General features: G+C 57.1%; 22 protein-coding genes. 7 read left to right on the forward strand and 15 right to left on the reverse strand.

The genetic code is table 11. The features are described from left to right. Nucleotides 1-139 precede the first annotated feature (139 nt). Nucleotides 140-1186, reverse strand: coding sequence for a heat-inducible transcriptional repressor HrcA (hrcA, locus tag ABFB09_RS05480; protein ID WP_347000498.1), 1047 nt, complete (start codon nt 1184-1186; stop codon nt 140-142). 110 nt (nt 1187-1296) lie between these two features. Between hrcA and ABFB09_RS05485 the strand changes: the two genes are divergently transcribed. Both ABFB09_RS05485 and ABFB09_RS05490 read left to right on the forward strand, forming a co-directional pair. Further along, nucleotides 1297-1419 carry a hypothetical protein gene (locus tag ABFB09_RS05485; RefSeq protein ID WP_347000499.1) on the forward strand — a complete coding sequence of 41 codons (123 nt, stop codon included), beginning with the start codon at nt 1297-1299 and terminating at the stop codon, nt 1417-1419. Between the two features lie 31 nt (nt 1420-1450). Further along, the gene (locus ABFB09_RS05490) at nt 1451-2083 is read left to right on the forward strand and encodes an MBL fold metallo-hydrolase (protein ID WP_347000500.1); all 633 of its coding nucleotides are present in this window, start codon (nt 1451-1453) and stop codon (nt 2081-2083) included. Between the two features lie 110 nt (nt 2084-2193). Here ABFB09_RS05490 and lgt read toward each other — a convergent pair whose 3' ends face one another. The 3 genes from lgt to ABFB09_RS05505 are packed head-to-tail and all read right to left on the reverse strand — an operon-like array spanning nt 2194 to nt 4383. After that, a complete protein-coding gene (gene lgt / locus ABFB09_RS05495) occupies nt 2194-2967 on the reverse strand; it encodes a prolipoprotein diacylglyceryl transferase (protein WP_347000501.1) in 774 nt (257 codons plus the stop codon). A gap of 52 nt (nt 2968-3019) precedes the next feature. Then, complete coding sequence (locus ABFB09_RS05500; RefSeq protein WP_347000502.1) at nt 3020-3955, reverse strand: metal ABC transporter substrate-binding protein; 936 nt, start codon at nt 3953-3955, stop codon at nt 3020-3022. After that, nucleotides 3952-4383 (reverse strand): Fur family transcriptional regulator, encoded by a 432-nt coding sequence (locus ABFB09_RS05505; protein WP_347000503.1) that lies wholly within the window; start codon nt 4381-4383, stop codon nt 3952-3954. Before ABFB09_RS05505 ends, ABFB09_RS05500 begins: the two co-directional genes overlap by 4 nt. 199 nt (nt 4384-4582) lie before the next feature. Between ABFB09_RS05505 and ABFB09_RS05510 the strand changes: the two genes are divergently transcribed. Beyond that, entirely contained in the window at nt 4583-4900 is a 318-nt protein-coding gene (locus ABFB09_RS05510; protein ID WP_347000504.1) for a hypothetical protein, read from the forward strand. A gap of 26 nt (nt 4901-4926) precedes the next feature. Here ABFB09_RS05510 and ABFB09_RS05515 read toward each other — a convergent pair whose 3' ends face one another. The 10 genes from ABFB09_RS05515 to ybeY form a co-directional block, all read right to left on the reverse strand. Continuing rightward, on the reverse strand, nt 4927-6342 hold the full coding sequence (locus ABFB09_RS05515) for an MFS transporter (RefSeq protein ID WP_347000505.1): 1416 nt from the start codon (nt 6340-6342) through the stop codon (nt 4927-4929). A 3-nt stretch (nt 6343-6345) separates the two neighbouring features. Beyond that, a complete protein-coding gene (locus ABFB09_RS05520) occupies nt 6346-6714 on the reverse strand; it encodes a VOC family protein (protein ID WP_347000506.1) in 369 nt (122 codons plus the stop codon). A 14-nt stretch (nt 6715-6728) separates the two neighbouring features. Beyond that, nucleotides 6729-7643, reverse strand: a complete 915-nt coding sequence (locus tag ABFB09_RS05525) for a dihydroorotate dehydrogenase (RefSeq protein WP_347000507.1) — start codon at nt 7641-7643, stop codon at nt 6729-6731. Nucleotides 7644-7748: 105 nt separating this feature from the next. After that, entirely contained in the window at nt 7749-8549 is an 801-nt protein-coding gene (locus ABFB09_RS05530) for a metal ABC transporter ATP-binding protein (protein ID WP_347000508.1), read from the reverse strand. Beyond that, the gene (locus ABFB09_RS05535) at nt 8542-9396 is read right to left on the reverse strand and encodes a metal ABC transporter permease (protein ID WP_347000509.1); all 855 of its coding nucleotides are present in this window, start codon (nt 9394-9396) and stop codon (nt 8542-8544) included. Before ABFB09_RS05535 ends, ABFB09_RS05530 begins: the two co-directional genes overlap by 8 nt. A gap of 29 nt (nt 9397-9425) precedes the next feature. Continuing rightward, complete coding sequence (locus ABFB09_RS05540; protein ID WP_347000510.1) at nt 9426-12296, reverse strand: hypothetical protein; 2871 nt, start codon at nt 12294-12296, stop codon at nt 9426-9428. A 138-nt stretch (nt 12297-12434) separates the two neighbouring features. Then, complete coding sequence (dnaJ, locus tag ABFB09_RS05545) at nt 12435-13538, reverse strand: molecular chaperone DnaJ (RefSeq protein ID WP_347000511.1); 1104 nt, start codon at nt 13536-13538, stop codon at nt 12435-12437. Between the two features lie 210 nt (nt 13539-13748). Beyond that, nucleotides 13749-14318, reverse strand: coding sequence for a flavin reductase family protein (locus ABFB09_RS05550; RefSeq protein WP_347000512.1), 570 nt, complete (start codon nt 14316-14318; stop codon nt 13749-13751). 24 nt (nt 14319-14342) lie between these two features. Next, the gene (locus tag ABFB09_RS05555) at nt 14343-14912 is read right to left on the reverse strand and encodes a flavodoxin family protein (RefSeq protein WP_347000513.1); all 570 of its coding nucleotides are present in this window, start codon (nt 14910-14912) and stop codon (nt 14343-14345) included. Continuing rightward, nucleotides 14909-15394 (reverse strand): rRNA maturation RNase YbeY, encoded by a 486-nt coding sequence (gene ybeY, locus ABFB09_RS05560; protein WP_347000514.1) that lies wholly within the window; start codon nt 15392-15394, stop codon nt 14909-14911. The genes ABFB09_RS05555 and ybeY overlap by 4 nt, the downstream gene beginning before the upstream one ends. A gap of 150 nt (nt 15395-15544) precedes the next feature. Here ybeY and ABFB09_RS05565 point away from each other — a divergent pair, with 150 nt between their 5' ends. Further along, the gene (locus ABFB09_RS05565) at nt 15545-16048 is read left to right on the forward strand and encodes a rubrerythrin family protein (RefSeq protein WP_347000515.1); all 504 of its coding nucleotides are present in this window, start codon (nt 15545-15547) and stop codon (nt 16046-16048) included. A gap of 84 nt (nt 16049-16132) precedes the next feature. Here the strand turns inward: ABFB09_RS05565 and ABFB09_RS05570 are convergent, their stop codons facing one another. Next, on the reverse strand, nt 16133-17392 hold the full coding sequence (locus ABFB09_RS05570; protein WP_347000516.1) for a CCA tRNA nucleotidyltransferase: 1260 nt from the start codon (nt 17390-17392) through the stop codon (nt 16133-16135). Nucleotides 17393-17556: 164 nt separating this feature from the next. Between ABFB09_RS05570 and ABFB09_RS05575 the strand changes: the two genes are divergently transcribed. The 3 genes from ABFB09_RS05575 to nifS all read left to right on the forward strand — a co-directional run bounded on the left by ABFB09_RS05575 (nt 17557) and on the right by nifS (nt 19470). Further along, nucleotides 17557-18000, forward strand: a complete 444-nt coding sequence (locus tag ABFB09_RS05575) for an Rrf2 family transcriptional regulator (RefSeq protein ID WP_347000517.1) — start codon at nt 17557-17559, stop codon at nt 17998-18000. Between the two features lie 13 nt (nt 18001-18013). Then, entirely contained in the window at nt 18014-18241 is a 228-nt protein-coding gene (locus tag ABFB09_RS05580) for a hypothetical protein (RefSeq protein ID WP_347000518.1), read from the forward strand. Nucleotides 18242-18306: 65 nt separating this feature from the next. Continuing rightward, on the forward strand, nt 18307-19470 hold the full coding sequence (nifS, locus tag ABFB09_RS05585) for a cysteine desulfurase NifS (protein WP_347000519.1): 1164 nt from the start codon (nt 18307-18309) through the stop codon (nt 19468-19470). Nucleotides 19471-19487 lie beyond the last annotated feature (17 nt).

The following is a 19487-nucleotide window of genomic DNA, read 5'->3' on the forward strand; positions in this document are numbered from 1 at the left end:
AAATTCGAAACACGAATTACGAAACTCGAAACCAGCTTCCAAGTAGCCGTATTCGCGATATGGATACGGATCCCGGTACTCGAACTTCGGCTCTATTATAAATATACCGCTACCGGCGGTGCCGGGCCAAACGCTATTTTCAGGCTGCTTCATCGACCGTGGCGCCCGGTCCCCGCCCGTAGAGCTCCGCGACCAGGGCGCTCATCACCAGAGACAGGTAGCGCACCGCGGCGATGGTCTTCTCATAGTTCATGCGGGTGGGGCCGATGACCCCCAGCATGCCGTGGGCTTCGTCGGGGAGGCCATAGTTGCCCAGCACCACAGAGTAATCCCGGATGCTCTCTTCCCGGTTCTCCTGCCCGATGTAAACCTTGATCTCCTGGCCTTCGAACTCTTCCTCGCCCAGCATCCGGCCCAGGCGGCGCTTCTCCACTAGTTCCATGAGAGACTGGGCGCGCTGGCTTTTAACGAATTCCGGCTGCTCCAGCAGGTAGTTCAAACCCTCCAGGTAGGGCTCCTCGTTGCGTTGCTCGTCCTCGGTCTGAAGCATCTTGACGACAGCGTCGCGGACCTTTTTTTCGGTCTCATTCAGGACCTGACTGTTTTTCTCTATCTGCGACCGGGACTGGCCGTCGAATGCCTCATTCAGTTTGCCGGACATGGAGTTCAGCTCGAATTGGCCTACCGGCGTCTCGAAGCTGATAAGCTGCTGCCGCACCCGGGCGCCACGCATGATCAGCACCGCCAGGGCTAGGCTTTCCTGTAATGTCACCAGTTCCAGGCGATGGAACCGGGCGCTGGTCTGCCGGGGTTGGGTAACTACGGCGACGTTGTGAGCCCGCTGGGATACCAGGCCCACGGCCAGGGAAAGCCAGTTCTCCATTTCCTTTTCCACCTGGTGGAAGAGGTGATTGATGAGGACCTGCTCCGTCACTGGCAGCCTGGCGTTCTTGATGCTTTCCACGTAGTAGCGGTAGCCCTTGTCCGAAGGGACACTGCCGGCGGAGTGGTGGGGCTTCAGGATATAGCCCTCTTCTTCCAGTCGGACCATCTCATTGCGAACCGTAGCGGAGCATACATCCAGTCCGCACTCGGCGATGACCGACGCCGATGATACCGGCGCGGCTCGCTCCACGTACTGGCGGATAATGCTTGAGAGTATAATCTCAGTTCTTGGGCTGAGCATCTTTTTACACCTGTTAGCAGTCAACTGGCTCGATTGCTAACAATCGTAATTTAGCACTTTTAAGGTGAATTTGTCAAGATGCCGGGATAAAACGGGGTCGTTTTACCGGCATGCCGAAGCTGCGGCGGGGCAGCAATCGCAGATGCGAAGTGGGGGGAGCTGAATCGGATGAAAGCGTCTCCAGATACCTGACGCTGGAGATCGATGCCGGAAACGGCATACTGCAGCTTTAACCCGTCGTGGCGGCCATGTTATAATCGCGGCATGGAAATTAAATATCTCGGCCATTCATGTTTTCGGATCAAAGGTAAGAACACGACCGTCATCACCGACCCGTACGCGCCGGAGCTGGGTCTGACGCTGGGCAAGCAGACAGCCAACATCGTCACGGTGAGCCACCAGCATGCCGGTCACAATTTCGTCGAAGGCATCGGCGGGGCGCCGCGCGTGGTCACCAAGCCGGGAGAGTACGAGATCGGCGACGCCATCATCATCGGGTTATCGACCTTTCACGACTCTGAGAAGGGCATGATCCGCGGCAAGAACGTCGTTTTCGTCATCGAGATGGACGAGCTGTCCATCTGCCACCTGGGTGACCTGGGAGTCACGCTCAAGGACGATGAGATCGAAGAACTGGGCAAGGTGGACATTCTCCTGGTACCGGTCGGCGATATGAGCGCCCTGAACGCCACCGCAGCGGCGAGGCTGGTGCGCCAGATAGAACCGGGCATCGTCATCCCGATGCATTATAAGCTGCCGGACAGCACCCATGAGCTCGAGCCGGTGGAGCGTTTCCTGGCTGAAATGGGTTCCAGCCCGGTGATGCCGCAGGCGAAACTCAGCGTCACCCGCGCCAACCTGCCGCTGCCGACCCAGGTGGTGCTGCTGGAGGCTTAACCCGGTACCTCGTCTCTTCGAGATTCAATAGACCCCTGCCATGCCGGGGATCTATTCTTTTTGAAACCGTTCGTCGCAAGAGTAAGATGTGGACACCCGCGGCGATGATTTTAATCGTCGAGGTCAGCCGGTGGAGGAAGCCGCCGATGCCGGTGCCAAAGTACCCCCAATCCGATTATGACCGCGGCGCCGGTGATCCAGCGCGCGGTGGGGATGCCGCCCAGTGTCCAGACCTCGATCTTGAAGCCTTCCAGAATGAAGCGCCCGACGCCGTAATAAATGAAATACAGCAGCATTATATCGCCGTCCCTGAGGCGGTCGCGCCATTTACGCCCGATGATCATCAGGAGGGCAAAGCCGGTGATGTTCAATACGAATTCGTAAAAGAACATCGGGTGGAAATGGGTAAACTCCTCAAATTCCGGCAGCCGGTTGGCCGGGTCGATGAAAATGCCCCACGGCAGGTCGGTGGGGTAGCCGTAGAGCTCCTGGTTGAAATAGTTGCCCCAGCGCCCGATACCCTGGGCCAGGATGAGACCGGGGGCCAGGATATCGAACCAGCGCAGGGCATTGATCTTTTTCCAATAGGTGTAGATGAGGACGCCGACGACACCGCCGGCGATAGCGCCGAAGATGCCCAGGCCGGCGCCGCCGATGATCTGCTCCGGGTTTTGAGAGTAGAAATCCCATTGGTCGATAACATGGTAAGCCCGCGCCCCGATGATGCCCAGCGGCAGGACGATGAGGGCCATATTGAAAAGATGCTCGGGGTTCTCACTGCGGCGTTTGGCTTCGATATACGCAACGGCTACCCCCGCCGCCGCTCCCAGCGCCAGCATCAAGCCGTAAAGATGAACGGTCAGGGGACCGATTTCAAAAGACATCCGGGCTCCGTCCCTATGATTTCGTGGCAGGGGCGACCCCTGCCGGTTTCTCTTATTCTAACGCCTCGGCGACCTTTTCGGCTAGATTTGACATAAAGGTGAAGTAAGAACCGTCAGCCGGCAGAATGACCGGAGATAGTTCCACCACCCTGGCCCCGGTTTCCCGGGACACCGCCTGGACCAGGGCCGCCGAAGTTCCGGTCTCGGTGAAGATGGCTTTCACCTGATTCTCCCTGATTTGCGTGATGAGCGCGGCGAGGTCCGCCGCGGAAACTTCCGCCTGGGTGGAGAGGCTGGGGATGACAGCCCCGATCAACTGAAAACCGTAGCGCCGGGCAAAATAGCCCATGGAATCATGACCGGTCACCAGCTTGCGGCTGCCCGGCGCCACCTGGCTCATCTTCAAGGCGATATCGGAATGCAACGCATCCAGGCGGGACTCCAAATCACGGGCGCGACTATCGACATCGAGACCCAGTGTCGCCTTCATCTCAGCGGCCAGGGCGGTGACGACGCTCTTCATCGCCAGGGGATCGACCCAGAAATGGGGGTCGGGGGCACCGGCTTTCAGTTCGTGTTCTTCACCTTCTCCACCGTTTTCGTGTTCGACGATCTCGCCCTCGCCGACATAACGGATGACGATATGGTCGGTGGCGGTAAAAAGTTTTACCCCGCGGCTCACGGCTGTTTCTACCGCGGCTTCGATGCTTACTTCCAGGTCCAGCCCGTTCCAGACGATTAAGCCGGCCTTGTTAAGCCTCTCGATATCGCGGGCTGAAGGCTCCCAGTCGTGAGGATCGGCGCCATCAGGCATGAGCACGATGACCGGGACTTCATCGCCAGCCAGTTCTTTGACGATAGACCCAAGGATAGAATGGGTGACGACGATCGATTTTTCATCGCCACCGTCCTTACCGCAGCCGCTCACCAGAGCCGAACCCAATATTATTACCAGCGCCAACGATGCGGGTAACAACCGGTTTTTCATTCTTCCTTCACCTGGCAACCACGGCAAATCCCTTGGAATTCCAATTTGTGATCGGTGATGCGGAAACCGGTTTCCCGCTCCAGCGCTGATTCCAGCTCCACCGGGCAATGTCCGGTAAAATTCACCACATCCCCGCAGCCACGGCACACCAAATGGTGATGATGCTCCGCCGGCCCGGCCTTGAAGCTGGCGGCGGCGCCTTCCGGCTGGAAGCGGCATAAAAGCCCCAGTTTCTCCAGCAGGTCCAGCGTCCTATAAACTGTCACCAGCCCGATTTCCGGATGTTTCTCCAAAAGGGCGGTGTGCAGGGCCTGGGGGGTAGCGGGAGTGTTGTCGTTAACCATAGCCTCGACAATAGCCCGCCGCTGCGGCGTGAGCTTGAATCCCGCGCTTTTGAGTTCGTTCAGTATCTTCTGATTGGGTGTCATTGATTCACCTAAATGAAAAACGTTTTCAGTTACAATCTAGCAAAGGCCTCGAGTTGTGTCAAATGAGAAATCAAACCCAGGCCGAAGCCCCTGACATCAAGCGTATTTTGATTCAAGACAGTCGAGTACTAGAATAAGCGTGCGGGAATCTCCTCAGAACGTCAGATGTACACCGTTTATATCCTGCAGGAGGCATGTGATGAGAAAGTCGACCTTGGTGATAGCGATTACCGGCGGCGTCCTTTTCCTATTGGGGGTGGGGGTGATGGCGGAGGTATTATCCGAGGGTTTTTGGATTCTGGCTTTTTTCGGGCTGCTGATACTGGCTGCCGGTCTGCTTATCGCCGGACTGAGCACGCGGGGAGAAACAAGATGGCTGAATTTCACCATGGCATCGGCCATGTTGATCGGCCTTGGAGTCATCTACATTTTCAGCCTGGGATATTTCATTTTTCCTCTAGCCGTCGTTTTCCTCATCGTTTCGCTTCGGAAATGGTCTCGCTTTCATTCCGCGTGAATCGGATCGGATCAGTTCGATCGGGATCAATTCCCGTTGTTAACCGGAAGACCTCGACCCCGTGGTAATGAGGCGAACACCCCCAGAACGCAAAGAACGGTAAAGATGCTGAAGGCCACCCTCAGGCTGGTCACCAATTCCGCGTGAACATCCGGTGATAACTGGACGCGGCCGATAATGAGGGCGAAGAGCAGGAGCGCGATACCCAATGACAGCATCTGGCCGACAAGGCGCATGGTAGAAAGCGTCGCCGAGGCCACCCCGTAATGCCGCCGGGTCACCGATCCCATCACCGCCGAGGTGTTAGGTGAGGAGAAGAGGCCGAAACCGGAGCCCAGCACGACGAGCGCGGCCACGATGTAGACCATCGAAGTATTCTCACTGATGAAGATGAGAAGTCCCAAGCCTGTTGCCGACAGAGCCATTCCCGCCGAAGCTAGCAACCGTGGTTCGAAACGGTCGGCTAGGCGTCCGGCGAACGGAGAGATGGAGGCCATCAGGATCGGCTGGGCAACCAGGATGAGCCCCGCTCCCGCCGGTGAAAAACCCTTGACGAATTGCAGGTACAGCGACAGCAGGAAACCGGTGGCGAAGGTGGCGGAGTAGTTGATCAGGGTGGCCACGTTGGACAGAGTAAAGACGGGGTTGTGCCGGAACAGCTCGATCGACAGTATAGGATGGGTCGTCCGGGCTTCCAGCAGGAGGAACACTATTAAGCCGACGGCGCCGCCGCCGATCAGGATAAAACCGTCTGGATCCGGCAATTCCGAAAATCCCAGCATCAGGGAGATCAGCGCTAAGCCGTACACTACTGCGCCTTTGAGGTCGAAACGTTCGTCGCTGGCTTCCTGCCACTCTGTCTTCATTCTGGTAATGATGAAGTACAAGGCGAACAATCCCAGGGCGGCGGTGGTCAGAAAAATGCTGCGCCAGCCAAAGGCGCCGGTGAGCAGACCTCCCGCCGTCGGTCCCAGCGAGAGTCCGATATATACCGCGGCGGCGTTCAATCCCAGCACCTTGCCCCGTTCCGCCGGCGGGAAAACAGAGGTCAGAACGACCACTCCGGTACCGAAGAGCATAGCCGCTCCGATACCCTGGGCTACCCGCAAGGCGATAAGTTGTGAGCCGCTTTGGCTTAATGTGATCGCTATGGAGACGACGACGTAAACTGCTAACCCGGAGATGAAGATGCGCCGCCGTCCCTTGATATCGGCCAGGCGCCCGAAAGGCAGCAGGAACACGACGGCGGCCAGGATGTAGGCAGTGGCCACCCAGCCCAGGTTTACGGCATCGAGGCTAAATTCCCTGCCGATTACCGGCAGGGCGATATTGACCGCCGATCCCATGAAAGGTGTCAGGAACGATGCCAGGGTAGCCGCCACCAGCGCGGCTCTTCTGGCGGAACTGGCGGTGGCCGGCGGCAGTGTGGAATGCGGCAGCATGCCTTATTTGGCGTCGGGGTCCGATTGCATCATGCCGAAGGGGTTGCCCTCGGTGTCGGTGAAATAGGCGAAGTAGCCGATGCCCGGCACCGTCTGGTTGGGGCTGAGGCGCTTTCCCCCGGCGGTGATGACCTTGTCCGCCGCGGCATCCAGGTCTGCCACATCCAGTGTGTTGACTGTTTGCTTGATCGGCCCGGTCTTGTCTGTAATGGCGCCGTTGATGCCCGGTTCGGAATCGGGGCCGGTGGTTATCATCCAGTAGTCCATCGGACCGCCCCATTTTTCAACTTTCCATCCGAAGGCTTCTTGATAGAACTTGACTGCTCGTTCCGTTTTTTCCGCCGGAATCTCGAAATGGATCATTCTGCCCATGGCAGGCCTCCTGATTAGCGCCTGGCGGCACCGATTAACTGAGACATCTCAGTCAATTTCCATTCTAGCATGTAATTTTCGATACTCTTAACAATTTCGATGGGCGCCCGCGGGTTTACCAGCGCCGCGGTGCCGACCTCTACCGCTGTCGCCCCGGCCATTAGAAACTCGATGGCATCCTCTCCCGTGGTGATGCCGCCACAGCCGATGACAGGTACCTTGACCGCCCCGGCGACCCGGTACACCATGGCGAGGGCTACCGGTTTGACCGCCGAGCCGGACAGGCCGCCGGTGATATTGCCCAGTACCGGTTTTCGTTTCTTGATATCGATGGCCATGCCGCGCAGGGTGTTGATGAGGGATACGGCATCGGCTCCCGCGCTTTCGACCGCCTGCGCCAGGGCGACGATGTCGGAGGTGTTGGGGGTGAGTTTCACGATGACCGGGAGCGAAGTCGCGTTTTTAACGGCGCGGGTTACCGCTGCCGCGGATTCCGGCGTGGAGCCGAACTCCAGACACCCCGCCGCCACGTTAGGGCAGGAGATATTCACTTCCAAGGCCGCAATGCCGGGCACTTTATCCAGCCGATGAGCCAGTTTGGCGTATTCATCGACGCTCTCGGCGGCGATATTCACGAAGATCGGCGTCGTCCATCCGGCCCATAACGGGGCGTATTTTTCGATGACCGCCTCGACGCCCGGATTTTGCAGCCCGATAGCGTTGAGCAACCCATAGGGGGTTTCCATGATGCGGGGCTGGGGGTTTCCGGCGCGGGGTTTGAGTGTGGTGCCCTTGCAGACGAACGCGCCCAGGTCTGCGATATCACACAGGCGGTTAGGCTCATCGCCGTAACCGGCGGTGCCGGAGGCGGCGATGACGGGGTTCTTGAGTTTCAGGCCGGGCAGTAATTGGATAGAAAGGTCAGGCATAAGTGTGATTATAGGGGAGGGGGTGGGGGAGCGCAAGGAGCCGTTATCCTCGGTTCTGGCGGACGGGTTCGGCGTGTGTCAAAGGGTAATCCCGAACCATTAATGTCAGGAATTATCGTCGTGGTGCCTTCCCCCGTCGTGCCCGTGATGGCATTCAAGCACTGTGAGGTGTTTCTGGTCGGGACCGATAACGATGCCGAAGGTTTCCAGGAGCGCCTTGGGCGTGATCACCTCGTCCGGCGGACCCAGGGCAACCACCTTATGCGCCAGGAGCATGACCTGGTGGCAGAGTGCCGCCTCTTCCTGCACGTCATGGGTGGCTACTACAACGCTGGCGCCGCGGCAGAGTTCGTCCTTCACGGCCTGCAGGTAAAGCTCACGGCTGCCGACGTCCAGGCCGGAGGTAGGTTCGTCCATTACCAGGAGGTCGGCGCGGTGAGCCAGCACCTGGGCCAGGTAAACCCGCTGCTGTTGACCGCCGGAAAGAGAACGCAGGGGGGTATCGGCCAGCTTTTCAATGTTCATAGCCCGCATCGCCTCGCCGACGATGTCGTTGTCCTTTGCGGTCAGGCGTCCCAGGAGACCGCGACTGGGAAAACGGCCCATGCGTACCACGTCGATGGCGCGCAGCGGCAGCACGAAGCCGGAGGCATGGAACTGGCCGAGGTAGGCGATACGCCGGGGATTGGACCCCGGTTTGGAACCAAAAACCCGGACCTCACCCCCGATGGGTGGCAGCAAGCCGACGATGGTTTTGAGCAGGGTGGATTTGCCTGAGCCATTGGTGCCGATGAGGGCGATGGCCTGGCCTTCCTTAAGTTCAAAATCGATGCCGGCCACCACCGTTTTTCCATTGTAGCCGACGTCCAGCTTGCGGGCGGCGATGTCAGGGACTGTATTAGCCATGCTGTGCTTCCCCCGTCTGGTTCGCCCCACGGGTTCTCAGGTTGGATAAAGTGAAAACGGTGAAGAAGATGAGTGTGGCTACCAGGATGACCGAGGCCCCGGCAGCCAGGTTGAAATGGTAACTAAGCAGCAGCCCGGCATACATCGAAACTGAGCCGAAGACGGCCGCCCAGGCCATCATGCCGCGGATGCGCCGTGCCAGTAGCGCGCCCGCGCCGGCCGGGGCGATGAGCAGGCCGAAGACCAGCAGCGTACCCACCGTTTGGAAAGAGATGATGATGGTGGCGGCGATCATGAAAAGCATGATGTTGTGGTAGATCTTGGACGGAAAACCGGCCACCTCCGCTTGTTCCGGATCGAAAGCCAGCAGCATGAAAGGCCGCGCGCAGATAAAAGCGGTAATGCCGATGACGATGGTGGCGATAAATTGAATCAGGATATCTCCCCAGCTTATGCCCAAAAGTTCGCCGAAGAGGATACGGGTGAGGTCGCCGGAAAAGGAACTGGAACGGGAGACGATAACCACACCCAACGCCAGCATGCCGACGAACAATAATCCGATAGCCGTATCCGACGACAACCGGGAGCGCCGGGTGATCAGTGTCACCCCGCCGATCATCACCGCAGCCCCCAGCGCCGCCCCCAGGATGCCGGAGAACCCCATCAACACCGCCAGGGCGATGCCCGGCAGCACGCCGTGAGCCAGCGCGTCGCCGATGAAAGCCAGCCCCCGGAGGATGATGAACGTCCCTGCGATGGCACAGGCGACGGACACCAGCACTCCGGCCAGCAGAGCCTGGGTCATGAAGGGGTTGTCGGCAAAGGGCGAGACCAAAGCGTCGATCATGCTGTAATTATCGGTTCTTTACGTCTGACTTACAATGTCCGCTTTCCTTTGACCACTATCACCAGCGCCAGGAGCAGTAAAACCACGGCTCCACCCATACCGGCCAGGGAGAAAGCCAGCCAATCCGGCATGGTCATGGTTGGCGCTATCGGCACTGTGACCGTGGGTGCCACCGGAGATGTCACCACCGGACTGGTCGGTGCTGTGGTCGCGGGAGCTGCAGTGGTGAAGGCGGAAACGGCGCTCCAGGCGGAAAAGCTGTTCTCACTGACCGCCCGGATCTTCCAGTAGTAGGTAGTGGCCGAGGTCAACGCAGCCGGCGGTTGCCAGGCGTTGCCGACGATATTAGCTGGCGAGGCCGTGATGTTCTGGAATCCGGCATCCGTGGCCAGTAGAAGTTCATAACCGGTGGCGCCACCGACCGGTTGCCATTGAAAGAGGGGCAGCGGCGTCAGATTGGTGGCGCCGGGAGTGGGGGTTAAGAGTTGCGGTACGGCGACCACACCGCCCAGGGCGGTGGTGAAGCTGCGTTTTTCCGACCACGGACCCGGCACCGGCGCCACGGCGCGTACCCGCCAGTGATAGGTGACACCGGGCTCCAGCAGGCTCAGCCGAATGCTGCTGGCGGTCGAGTTGCCGCTGAAAAGTGGTGACGTCATATCGGCGGAATCATTCATTTGCCATTCATAGCCTGTGGCGCCGCTCACGGACTGCCATTTCAGGTCGATGCCACCGATGATTCCGGAAGGGTAATAGGTCCCCAGTCCCGGGGCGGATGCGGGGGGTGAGGTCAGAGCGACAGCGCTGGCGATGGTATCGGTGTAGGTCATTATGCGGTTATTGGTCGTATCCAGCGACCAAAGCTGGTGGCTATTCCTCGACAAACCCCATAGTGTGACACCGTCCGTCAATCCTTCGCTCGCCAAGTCCCAGGCGGCGGTTTCGGTCAACACCCGCGCCAGGCCACCGGTGGAGGTGCTGACGTTATTGGCGGATGGGGCATAAATGAAGCCGTTCGGTGCGACATCCAGGTCGCTCAACAGGGTCCCGGCGGGCAGGCCGGAATCGATGCGTTTCCAGGCGGCATCACCGATCTTATAGCGATAGATGCCCGTGTTGGCGTCGGTCGAAGAGGCATAGATCTTATTGCTGTCGCCGAAGTCAGGATCGAAGGTGAGGAGAATACTGCCGGTGAGCGAGGTTGCCGGTAGGGTGGAGAAAGTGACTCCGGCGTCGGTCGAAATATACGCGAGACCGTTCGATGCTGCGGCGATCAGGGTTCGGTCGGTGCTGAAATCCGGCGACAGTTCTAGCGCGTTGAATTTCACACTCCCGGTGGCGACATTCTCAAAGAAGATGCCGGTGCCTGTTCTCCAGATGGTCGCGATATTACCATCACCGTCGAACGATGTGAAAAAGAAATTGTCCTTATCCAGTGCCGCGAAACCGGCTGTGGTGTCGATGCTTACGGGCAAACGGATGAGGCTGAATGTGGTTCCCTGGTCGGTGGACACCAGGCACAGAGCGCCATCGGCGTCGGTGGCGGCAATGAAGAGTGAACCATCCGCAGCGGTGATCAAACGGTCGATGGTCAGGATACGGTAATCTCCGATGCCGAGCAGTTTCCGCCATGTAAGCCCGTCATCGTCGGTGCGCCATACGCCGTGAACACCGTTGAAGGCGAGGAGGTACAGTGTGTTGTCAGATTCATAGGTGGGTGACGCCACGACGGTAACCAACGTTCCGGCGCCTGTTTCGTCGATGAATAAGTCTGGGAGCCAGTTCATTCCCCCATCGATCGATGAAAAAACGCCGCTGCCCGTGCCGGAAGTGGCGGCGAAGGTCATATTATCAACGGAAGCGATGGCCGTCACCCGCTGTCCGCCAGGGTTCCTGACAGCCGATTGCCAGCTAATCCCGCCGTCGCTGCTGCGAAAAATCTCCCCGGAAGCGCTCCCAGCCAGCAGACTGTAAGCTCCTGATGTGCCGCTGACCGACAGGCTGGAGAAATCGGTGGGGCTGGAAAACGGTAGTGCGTAAGCCGCGGGCGCTTCGGCCGGCCGGGCGTAACACAACCATAAACCGCCCGCGTCCGCGCCGGTATCGATAGCAACGTAGAATTGCGGATTGGTTGTCAGGTTGAAATCCTGGGGTAAGGTGATGGCGCCGGACGTGGCCGGTACGATTGAGCCGTCGCGGTGCTGAAGCGCCGCTGCCCGCCAGGTGCCGCCGTTGTAGAGCAGGATGTAGGCATCGCCGGCGCTTTCTCCCAGAGCCAGGAGTTCCCGGTCGACCGCGAAGGTTGGAGAGAAACCTACATCGAAGACGTTGTAAGCGATGAGGCCGCTATCTATCCAGCCGCCGAAAAACTCCGCCTCGTTGATAAAATAGACGCCGCCCCACTCGTTCGCATCATCGTCGGCCACGGATACGGCGATGATGTTGGCGCCGGTAGTGCCATCGACGCTCAAGCCGGTGATGCGTTTACCCGGACCTCCCGGATAAGCGGCCACGGTTTGGAAGCTCAGGCCGTTGTCGGTTGAACGGTAAAGGGTGGTGTCCGTGGCGTAATAGAATTGCCCGGCATCGGTCAGTTCCAGAGCTACCGGGGTGTGGACCGAAGCGAAGACTCGGGTAATATTTTCACCGGAAGCGTCGGTGCGGAAAAGGCCGCCCTCAGTGCCGGTAACCCAGGCATAAACCTGACTGGCGCTGTCGATGACGAGGTGTTTTACGTCGGTTTCCGGGGTCAGGTACCAGCTTCCGGCAGTGCCGGTCTGGGGCAAAGGAACCTCAGACCACTTGGCGTCAGCGGCAGCGGTTGGTTGTGGGGTCGGGGTTACCAACAGAGCTAGAGCGATGAGAAAAGTGGCGGTGCGGCGGACAGAAAAAATAGTCATGCAGCGCATTGTAAAGAGCATTTCACGGTGCGTCAACATGGAGGACTCTCAAGTCACTGAAAGAGGTCTTTAATTTGGTCCTCCGCCTGTGTGAAAAGCACATATTCGATTCCAAGACGGATTCAAAGTATTAATGGTCTAGCTGGTCTCCACCTCAGCCTCGACCGGGGTTCCCAGCGAGGCTGCCAGTTCCTCGAACAGCCTTTTCTGTTTCTTGTTGAGTTTTTCGGGCGTCACCACCTTTATCTCCACCCATTCATCACCGAAGGTGGAAGCCCGGTTGAGTACCGGCATGCCTTTGCCCTTGAGGCGGATGACCTTGCCCGTCTGCACTCCAGCCGGCACCTTGAGCTTGGCCGGGCCATAGAGGGTGGGTACTTCGAGTTCGATGCCGAGGGCTGCCTGCGCGAAGTTGAGGGGCAGTTCATAGACGACATTATCGCCGTCACGCCGGAACTGCTTGTGGGCGGCCACATTGACCGTGAGGTACAGGTCGCCGGCGCTGCCGCCACGCTCGCCCAAATTACCGCCACCGCTCATGCGGATCTGGTTGCCGTTGTCGATCCCCGCCGGTATTTTAACCTTGATAGTGCGGGTCATCCGCTCACGCCCGCTGCCCTTGCACTTGGCACAAGGGTCGGCGATGATCTGCCCTTCACCGCGGCAACGGGGACAGGTCACTACATTGGTGAATCTTCCGAAGACGCTTCGCTGCACTTGATAAACTTTTCCCTGACCGCCGCATTCGGTGCACTTTGTCGGGGTGGTGCCTTCCTTGGCTCCGGTGCCCTTGCACTCTTCACAGGCTTCCACCCGCTGGATGTTGACCTCTTTTTCGATACCGGTGGAAGCCTCTTCAAGGGTGATGCTCATGCGGTAGTTCAGGTCGGTACCGCGGCGGGGAGCTTGCCGCCCGGCACCACCCATACCCCCGAAGAAAGTCTCGAAGATCTCGCCCAGGCCGCCTCCAAAACCGAAGTCCTCGAAACCACCGGCCCCGCCGGCAAACGGTCCGCCGTTTGCCCCGGCATGGCCAAAGCGGTCATAAGCGGCGCGCTTGTTGGCGTCGCACAGGACTGAATAGGCCTCATTCAGTTCCTTGAACTTGGCCTCGGCATCATCTTCCTTATTGCGGTCCGGGTGGTACTGGAATGCCAGTTTGCGGAAGGCTTTTTTGATTTCATCATCAGAGGCACCGCGGGCAATGCCCAGCACCTCGTAATAATCACGTTTTGTCGCCATGGTCGATTAACCTCTTTTGGAAATTGCTTTAAACTACAATTTTATCGCTTTTTGGCAAAAAAAGCCATCGATAAACGTAGCGGGGGTGAAAAACGGTGATTAACGCTGATCGATTTCAACAATCGGCGGGGCAGGGTGTTCCGATTTAAATGATCGAAATATGCCTGATAATACGATTTCGCCGCGATGCCGGGCGGAATACGGTGCCGGCTATCCCTTGAGTTCGTTGCCTACGCTGAAGGCTTTACCGACTACTGCTCCCAGTGTCTGGTACTGCGACTGGGCGGTAGTATAAATGAGAGGATTGATCTTGGTCACGTCGGGACGACCGTTGGTGAGACATTCTTCAGAGATGTGTGTTTCTGTGATGCGGCCGATGACTAGCACGTGACTGCCGAGATCGATGGTATGGTGCAGTTCGCACTCAAGGTTCACCGGACAGGCTTCGATGAGCGGCGCGCCGCAAAGTTTACCGGTAACGACTTTGAAGTTACAGACAGACGCTTTATCCGCTTTGGCGCCGGAGACAATACCGCAGTAATCCACTTCCTTCACCAGACCGGCGCCTGGAACATTGACCGAAAAGCATTTGTTCTCCATGATGCCCTTGAGGGTGTGACGGGTATGCCGGATAGCTACCGAGACCATCGGCGGGTCGCCGCAGGCGATACCGCCCCAGGCGACAGTGATGAAGTTCGGCTTTCCATTCACCTGTGCACCAACCAATAAGGCAGGCATGGGATATAGCAGTGATTGGGGACCGAGTTTGATTTTGGCCATATACGCTCCTTGGCGAATCCGGCGTTATTCTACCAGCTTCTCGCCGGCTTCGAAAGCCTGCTTCAGCGCACCGGTTACACTGGTGATGGCGCCAGCCTCATCGACACCGGTGAAAAGAAGCTCCCCGGCATATTCGATATCGAGCACGGTAAAAAGAGCCTTGACTGTAACCCTGGCCGGATCGAACAAATTAGGCACCCTGCGCCCGCCCACCGAGATAAACAATCCTTTGCGCGGCTTGGCCGGTTCCAGCGGGGGCAGTTTCATCTCATATTTTTTAACCCAAAGACACTGGCAGCGGTCAATGGCCGCTTTCAGTTGGGAGGTGACTGACATGAAGTGCAAAGGTGAGGCGACGACTATTCTGTCCGCCCAGTGGAGCGCTTCGTAAACCAGGCGCATATCGTCGTTTATCTTGCATTCGCCGGTGCGGCGGCAATAGTCACAATGAGTACAACCTGAAATATCCAGTTCAGCGACTTCAATAATGCGGGTTTCGGCCCCGCGGTTTTTTGCTCCGCGCATGACCTCATATAGCAGTTGTTCCGTATTGCCACCCAGGCGGGGGCTGCCGGAAAGGCCGAGAACGTTCACGCCAGCGAAGGCTCCAGAAGTTTCAGTATCTCCTGTTCCCGCGACTCCATTATCTCCGCGTCGGCGTCCACCTCATGATCAAATCCCAGGAGATGCATGATTCCGTGTATGAGGAGACGCGCCAGTTCGGTCTTCAAGGGGTGCCCGTATTCCGCTGCCTGAATTTCGGCTTGAGGCAAAGAAATGACGAGTTCGCCAAGATGGATTATCCCGTCCTCGGCTGGCGGAAAATCGCAATCGGTGGTGGCGTCCGAGGCTGCTTCTTTGACGTAGAAAGAGAAGGAGAGCACATCGGTTGGTTTGTCTTTCTGCCGGTAGAGGCGATTCAACTCCCGGATTTTATCCTGTCCGGTGATATAAATACCCATCTCCGACCCTGCTTCGGCGCATTGGGCTACCAGTATCTGCCGGGCGATGCTTCGCAGCCATGGTACAGAGACCGATTTCTTGAATTCTTTGTCAACGGTAATATCGATTTTCATGGCTGTTGTATCATAACACAACAGGGCTTTCTGGTCAGCTTGTCTGATAATGGCTCTCTGCATGACAATCCAAATGGTGAACTTTTCCATTTGGTGCGCGGACGAGCGTAGGTTATTATAATAGTGAAATGACACATCGGGAGGATTATCATGGGGACGACCGAACAGAACCTTGCCGCAGCATTCGGAGGCGAGAGCCAGGCAAACCGCAAATACCTCTTCTTCGCCGAGAAGGCCGATACTGAAGGGTTCCCCCAGGTAGCGCGCCTTTTCCGGGCTGCCGCCGAGGCCGAAACGGTGCATGCCCGCAATCATCTCCGGGTAATGAAAGGCATTGCCAGTACTTCGGATAATCTCAAGGCGGCCATCAATGGCGAACATTATGAGTTTAACCAGATGTATCCGGGTTTTATAGAACAGGCGAAAAAGGAAGGATCGTCCCAGGCTGAAATGAGCTTCTTCAGTGCCAATTCCGTGGAAAAAATCCACCATTCGTTATTTCAAAAAGCTCTGAACGACACCGAAATAGGCGTGAAAACAGAAGAGCGCCCTTATTTTGTGTGTCAGGTATGTGGTAATACGGTTCTGGGAGAGGCTCCGGACACTTGCCCCATTTGCGGGGCTCCGAAGTCAGCGTTTAGACAAGTCGATTAGCGCCGGGAATCGTTGAAGTGCTCCTAAAATCCGGTCGGTTTGAAAAGCAGACACATGGCGTAATTGTCGCAGGATTTCTGACGATTAAACCGATTCCCTCGGAATGCAACACCAATCACGCACGATAGATTCCTCCTGTCCACGGTTGGTGATGGCTCCATCGAGTCGCCGGTCTCTGAGATCGTCAAGTAATCGCTTAATCTCCGGTCCCTGGGGCACGCCCATCAGCTTTAGATCTTCACCGGTGAGTTCAGGGACTACGTCACGCCATCTCTTCATGAAGCGGGTTATGTTGCAGCGGGCTGTTTCCGAATCTATAGCTGCTAATCCGGCAAATAACGCCTCATCGCAAAGACCTCGCAGAAGTCCGGAAATACGGCTTGGTGCCGTGTTTGGTGAAGCCAACAATGGCATCCCTTCGATAATAACCGAACTGTCATGGAGAGTCCGGCTCTGGCGTCGCGTTAGTCTTAATCCGGCGATGAGTTCTTCTTTCTGAACCGGCGCCAACCGCCATCCAAGCAGTGCCAGATAGACCTCCGGACCAGGTTTGGTTTGAGCAGCACGCGCCCGGTTGCAAACGGCGGTCAACCATTTGTCACCCTGAAGCGCTGGGTGCCAGTATCTCAATAGGCCAAGCTCGCAGGCTCTCCAAAACACCTTCTCCGGTTCCAATTCACCCAAAACACACTCAAGTTCATAACGCTGCCGGTCTGGGGTAATTGATTCGATCAAGGGTAGATCTCGGCGAAATAGTGCTAATGTCTTTGGTTCGATATCAAAACCCAATCGTTGTTCGTAGCGGATCGCACGCCAAAGGCGGGTGGCGTCATCGATAAAACTCGCCGGATGGAGCACCCTGATACAACGGTGCTCCAAGTCATATTGACCACCGTGTCTGTCGAAAAGACGACCCCAATCGTCGTGGTTGAGTGATATAGCCATGGCGTTGACACTGAAATCGCGGCGAGCTAGATCATCTTCGACGCTACCGGGGCGAACCACGGGAAGTACACCTGGCCTGGCGTAAGTCTCCTGGCGGCTTCGTGCGATATCGATGATATGATCATTCCACTTCAATCGTGCAGTACTGAAACGATGGTGTATCATGAGGTCATCGGGGTTTTCAGCCAGCGACCGCGCCAGATGGATTGCATCACCCTCGACCAACAGGTCCAGATCGATAACTGCGCGATCCAGCAGAATATCCCGCACCCCGCCGCCTACCAGGAATAACCGGGAATTCAGTTCTCTCGCTCTGGCCCCTGCATTTTTCAGAAAATCATGAACCTCGGGAGGAAGCGATTCTGTCAGTTTAGCGGGTAGATCAGTATTCTTTGCCATTTCCGTCACCGGCCAATTATAGCATGGACGAAAGAAAGACAATCATATAGAAAATCGTTTCAGGTTGACATCACAAGCTGGAGAAAGGATAATATGAATAAGTCTCCTAAGTTGCGTATCATTATTCGCTTTCAATGTTTTCACCATAAACGGAGGCAGCCAGAATGAAGTTATCAGCCCGAGGTCGGCATTCAATGGAAGCCATGTTCGATCTCGCCATCCATTTCGGCGAAGGTCCCATTCTAATTCGTGACATTGCCATGCGCCGCCGTATTTCCGAGCAATATCTGGCCCAACTTTTTATCCCATTACGAATTGCCGGGTTGGTACGTAGTGTCCGGGGTGCTAACGGCGGTTTTGTTCTAGCCAAGGACCCGGTGGAAATCCGGTTGTCGGAGATTGTAAAAGCCACGGAAGGCTCAACCGCTCCTTCCGAATGTGTCGATGATCCCCGTGTCTGTTGGAAAGGCGAACACTGCGTCACCCGCGATATCTGGGCTGAAATTAAGCGCGCCACTGATAATATTTTAGACGGCGTCACACTGTCCGTTATGGTGGAGCGTTGGCGCTCCAGCGGCATACCGGAAGTACCGGAAGAGGTTGCCTGAACGAGGTGGTTGGGTGAGCGAACGCTCTTGTCATTGTTACGGTTGCGGTCGCAACCAGGGTGTCGAACCTTCCGAATTGCCCTGCCTTGCCCTTCAGGGATGGTATATCCTCTCCCACCTGGCTGGGCCTGAAGACATCAAACGTTTCGGGTTTTGTTCCCTTACCTGTTTGCAGCGATGGGTGAACGAGCACACCCCATCCGTTCCGGAAGTTTTCCTCAGCGGTCTGGACGAATACTAAAACCAAAATAGCCATTTCGATCAGTTTCCTCTTAAATCCTTCGACTCTGATATAATCAGCCTGTTATGAAGCGAATCTACCTGGACTATGCCGCAACTACTCCGGTCGCTCCGGAAGTCCTCGCGGCCATGCTGCCATACTTTCATGAAACGCCAGGCAACCCCTCCGCTATCTACGCCGAAGGGCAACAGGCGCGACAGGCGGTGGAAACGGCTCGGAACTCTGTTGCCCGGCTGATTAACGCCCGGTCTGATGAGATATTTTTCCTGAGCGGCGGCACCGAGGCGGATAATATGGCTCTCTCAGGCCTGGTTCTGGCTGAAGGGTGTAAAGGCCGTCATATCATTACCACATCCATAGAACATCATGCCGTGCTGGAAAACTGTCATTTCCTTGAAAAACAGGGCGCAAAAGTCACGATTCTGCCGGTGGACGGCGACGGGATCCTTGACCCGAAGGCGGTCGAAAACGCCGTTCAGGCTGACACCGCGGTGGTATCTGTCATCATGGCTAACAACGAGATCGGTACCATCCAGAATATCTCAGCCATCTCCCGGATCACGAAACAGGCAGGAATTTATCTTCATACTGATGCCGTTCAGGCAATTGGACGGGTGCCGGTGGATGTGCAAGCGCTGGGTGTTGATTTATTGAGCATCTCCTCCCATAAGCTTTATGGACCCAAAGGTATAGGGGCGCTCTACATCCGGAAGGGTATCCGGATATCGCCCATATTGTGGGGAGGTGGTCAGGAGCGGGGCAGACGTTCCGGCACCGAGAACGTGCCCGGCATCGTAGGCTTGGGAAAAGCTGCGAAACTCGCCCAATCATCGATGGTTGCCGAAGCCGAGCGTCTCACGATTTTGCGCGACCGCCTCATCGCCGGGGTGCTCACGAGGATTCCCGGCTCACGTCTGAACGGTCATCCGACCCAAAGATTACCCAACAACGCTAACTTCAGTTTCGACTACGTGGAAGGAGAATCTGTTTGTCTGAACCTGGATCTGGCCGGCATCGCTGCCTCGCCCGGGTCAGCTTGTTCCTCCACCAGCACTACCCCATCTCATGTCCTCCTAGCCCTTGGTTTGCCGCAACACCAGGCTTTCGGTTCACTCCGGCTGTCGCTGGGGCGCTGGACGACCGAAGCCGACATCGACCGGGTGCTGGAAGTGCTCCCCGGAATCATAAGTCGCCTTCGTGCGATGTCGCCGATGCTTAATAAGGGATGACCTGCACCAAGCTTGAC

This window comes from Dehalogenimonas sp. THU2 (assembly GCF_039749495.1).
Classification (GTDB): Bacteria; Chloroflexota; Dehalococcoidia; order Dehalococcoidales; family Dehalococcoidaceae; genus Dehalogenimonas.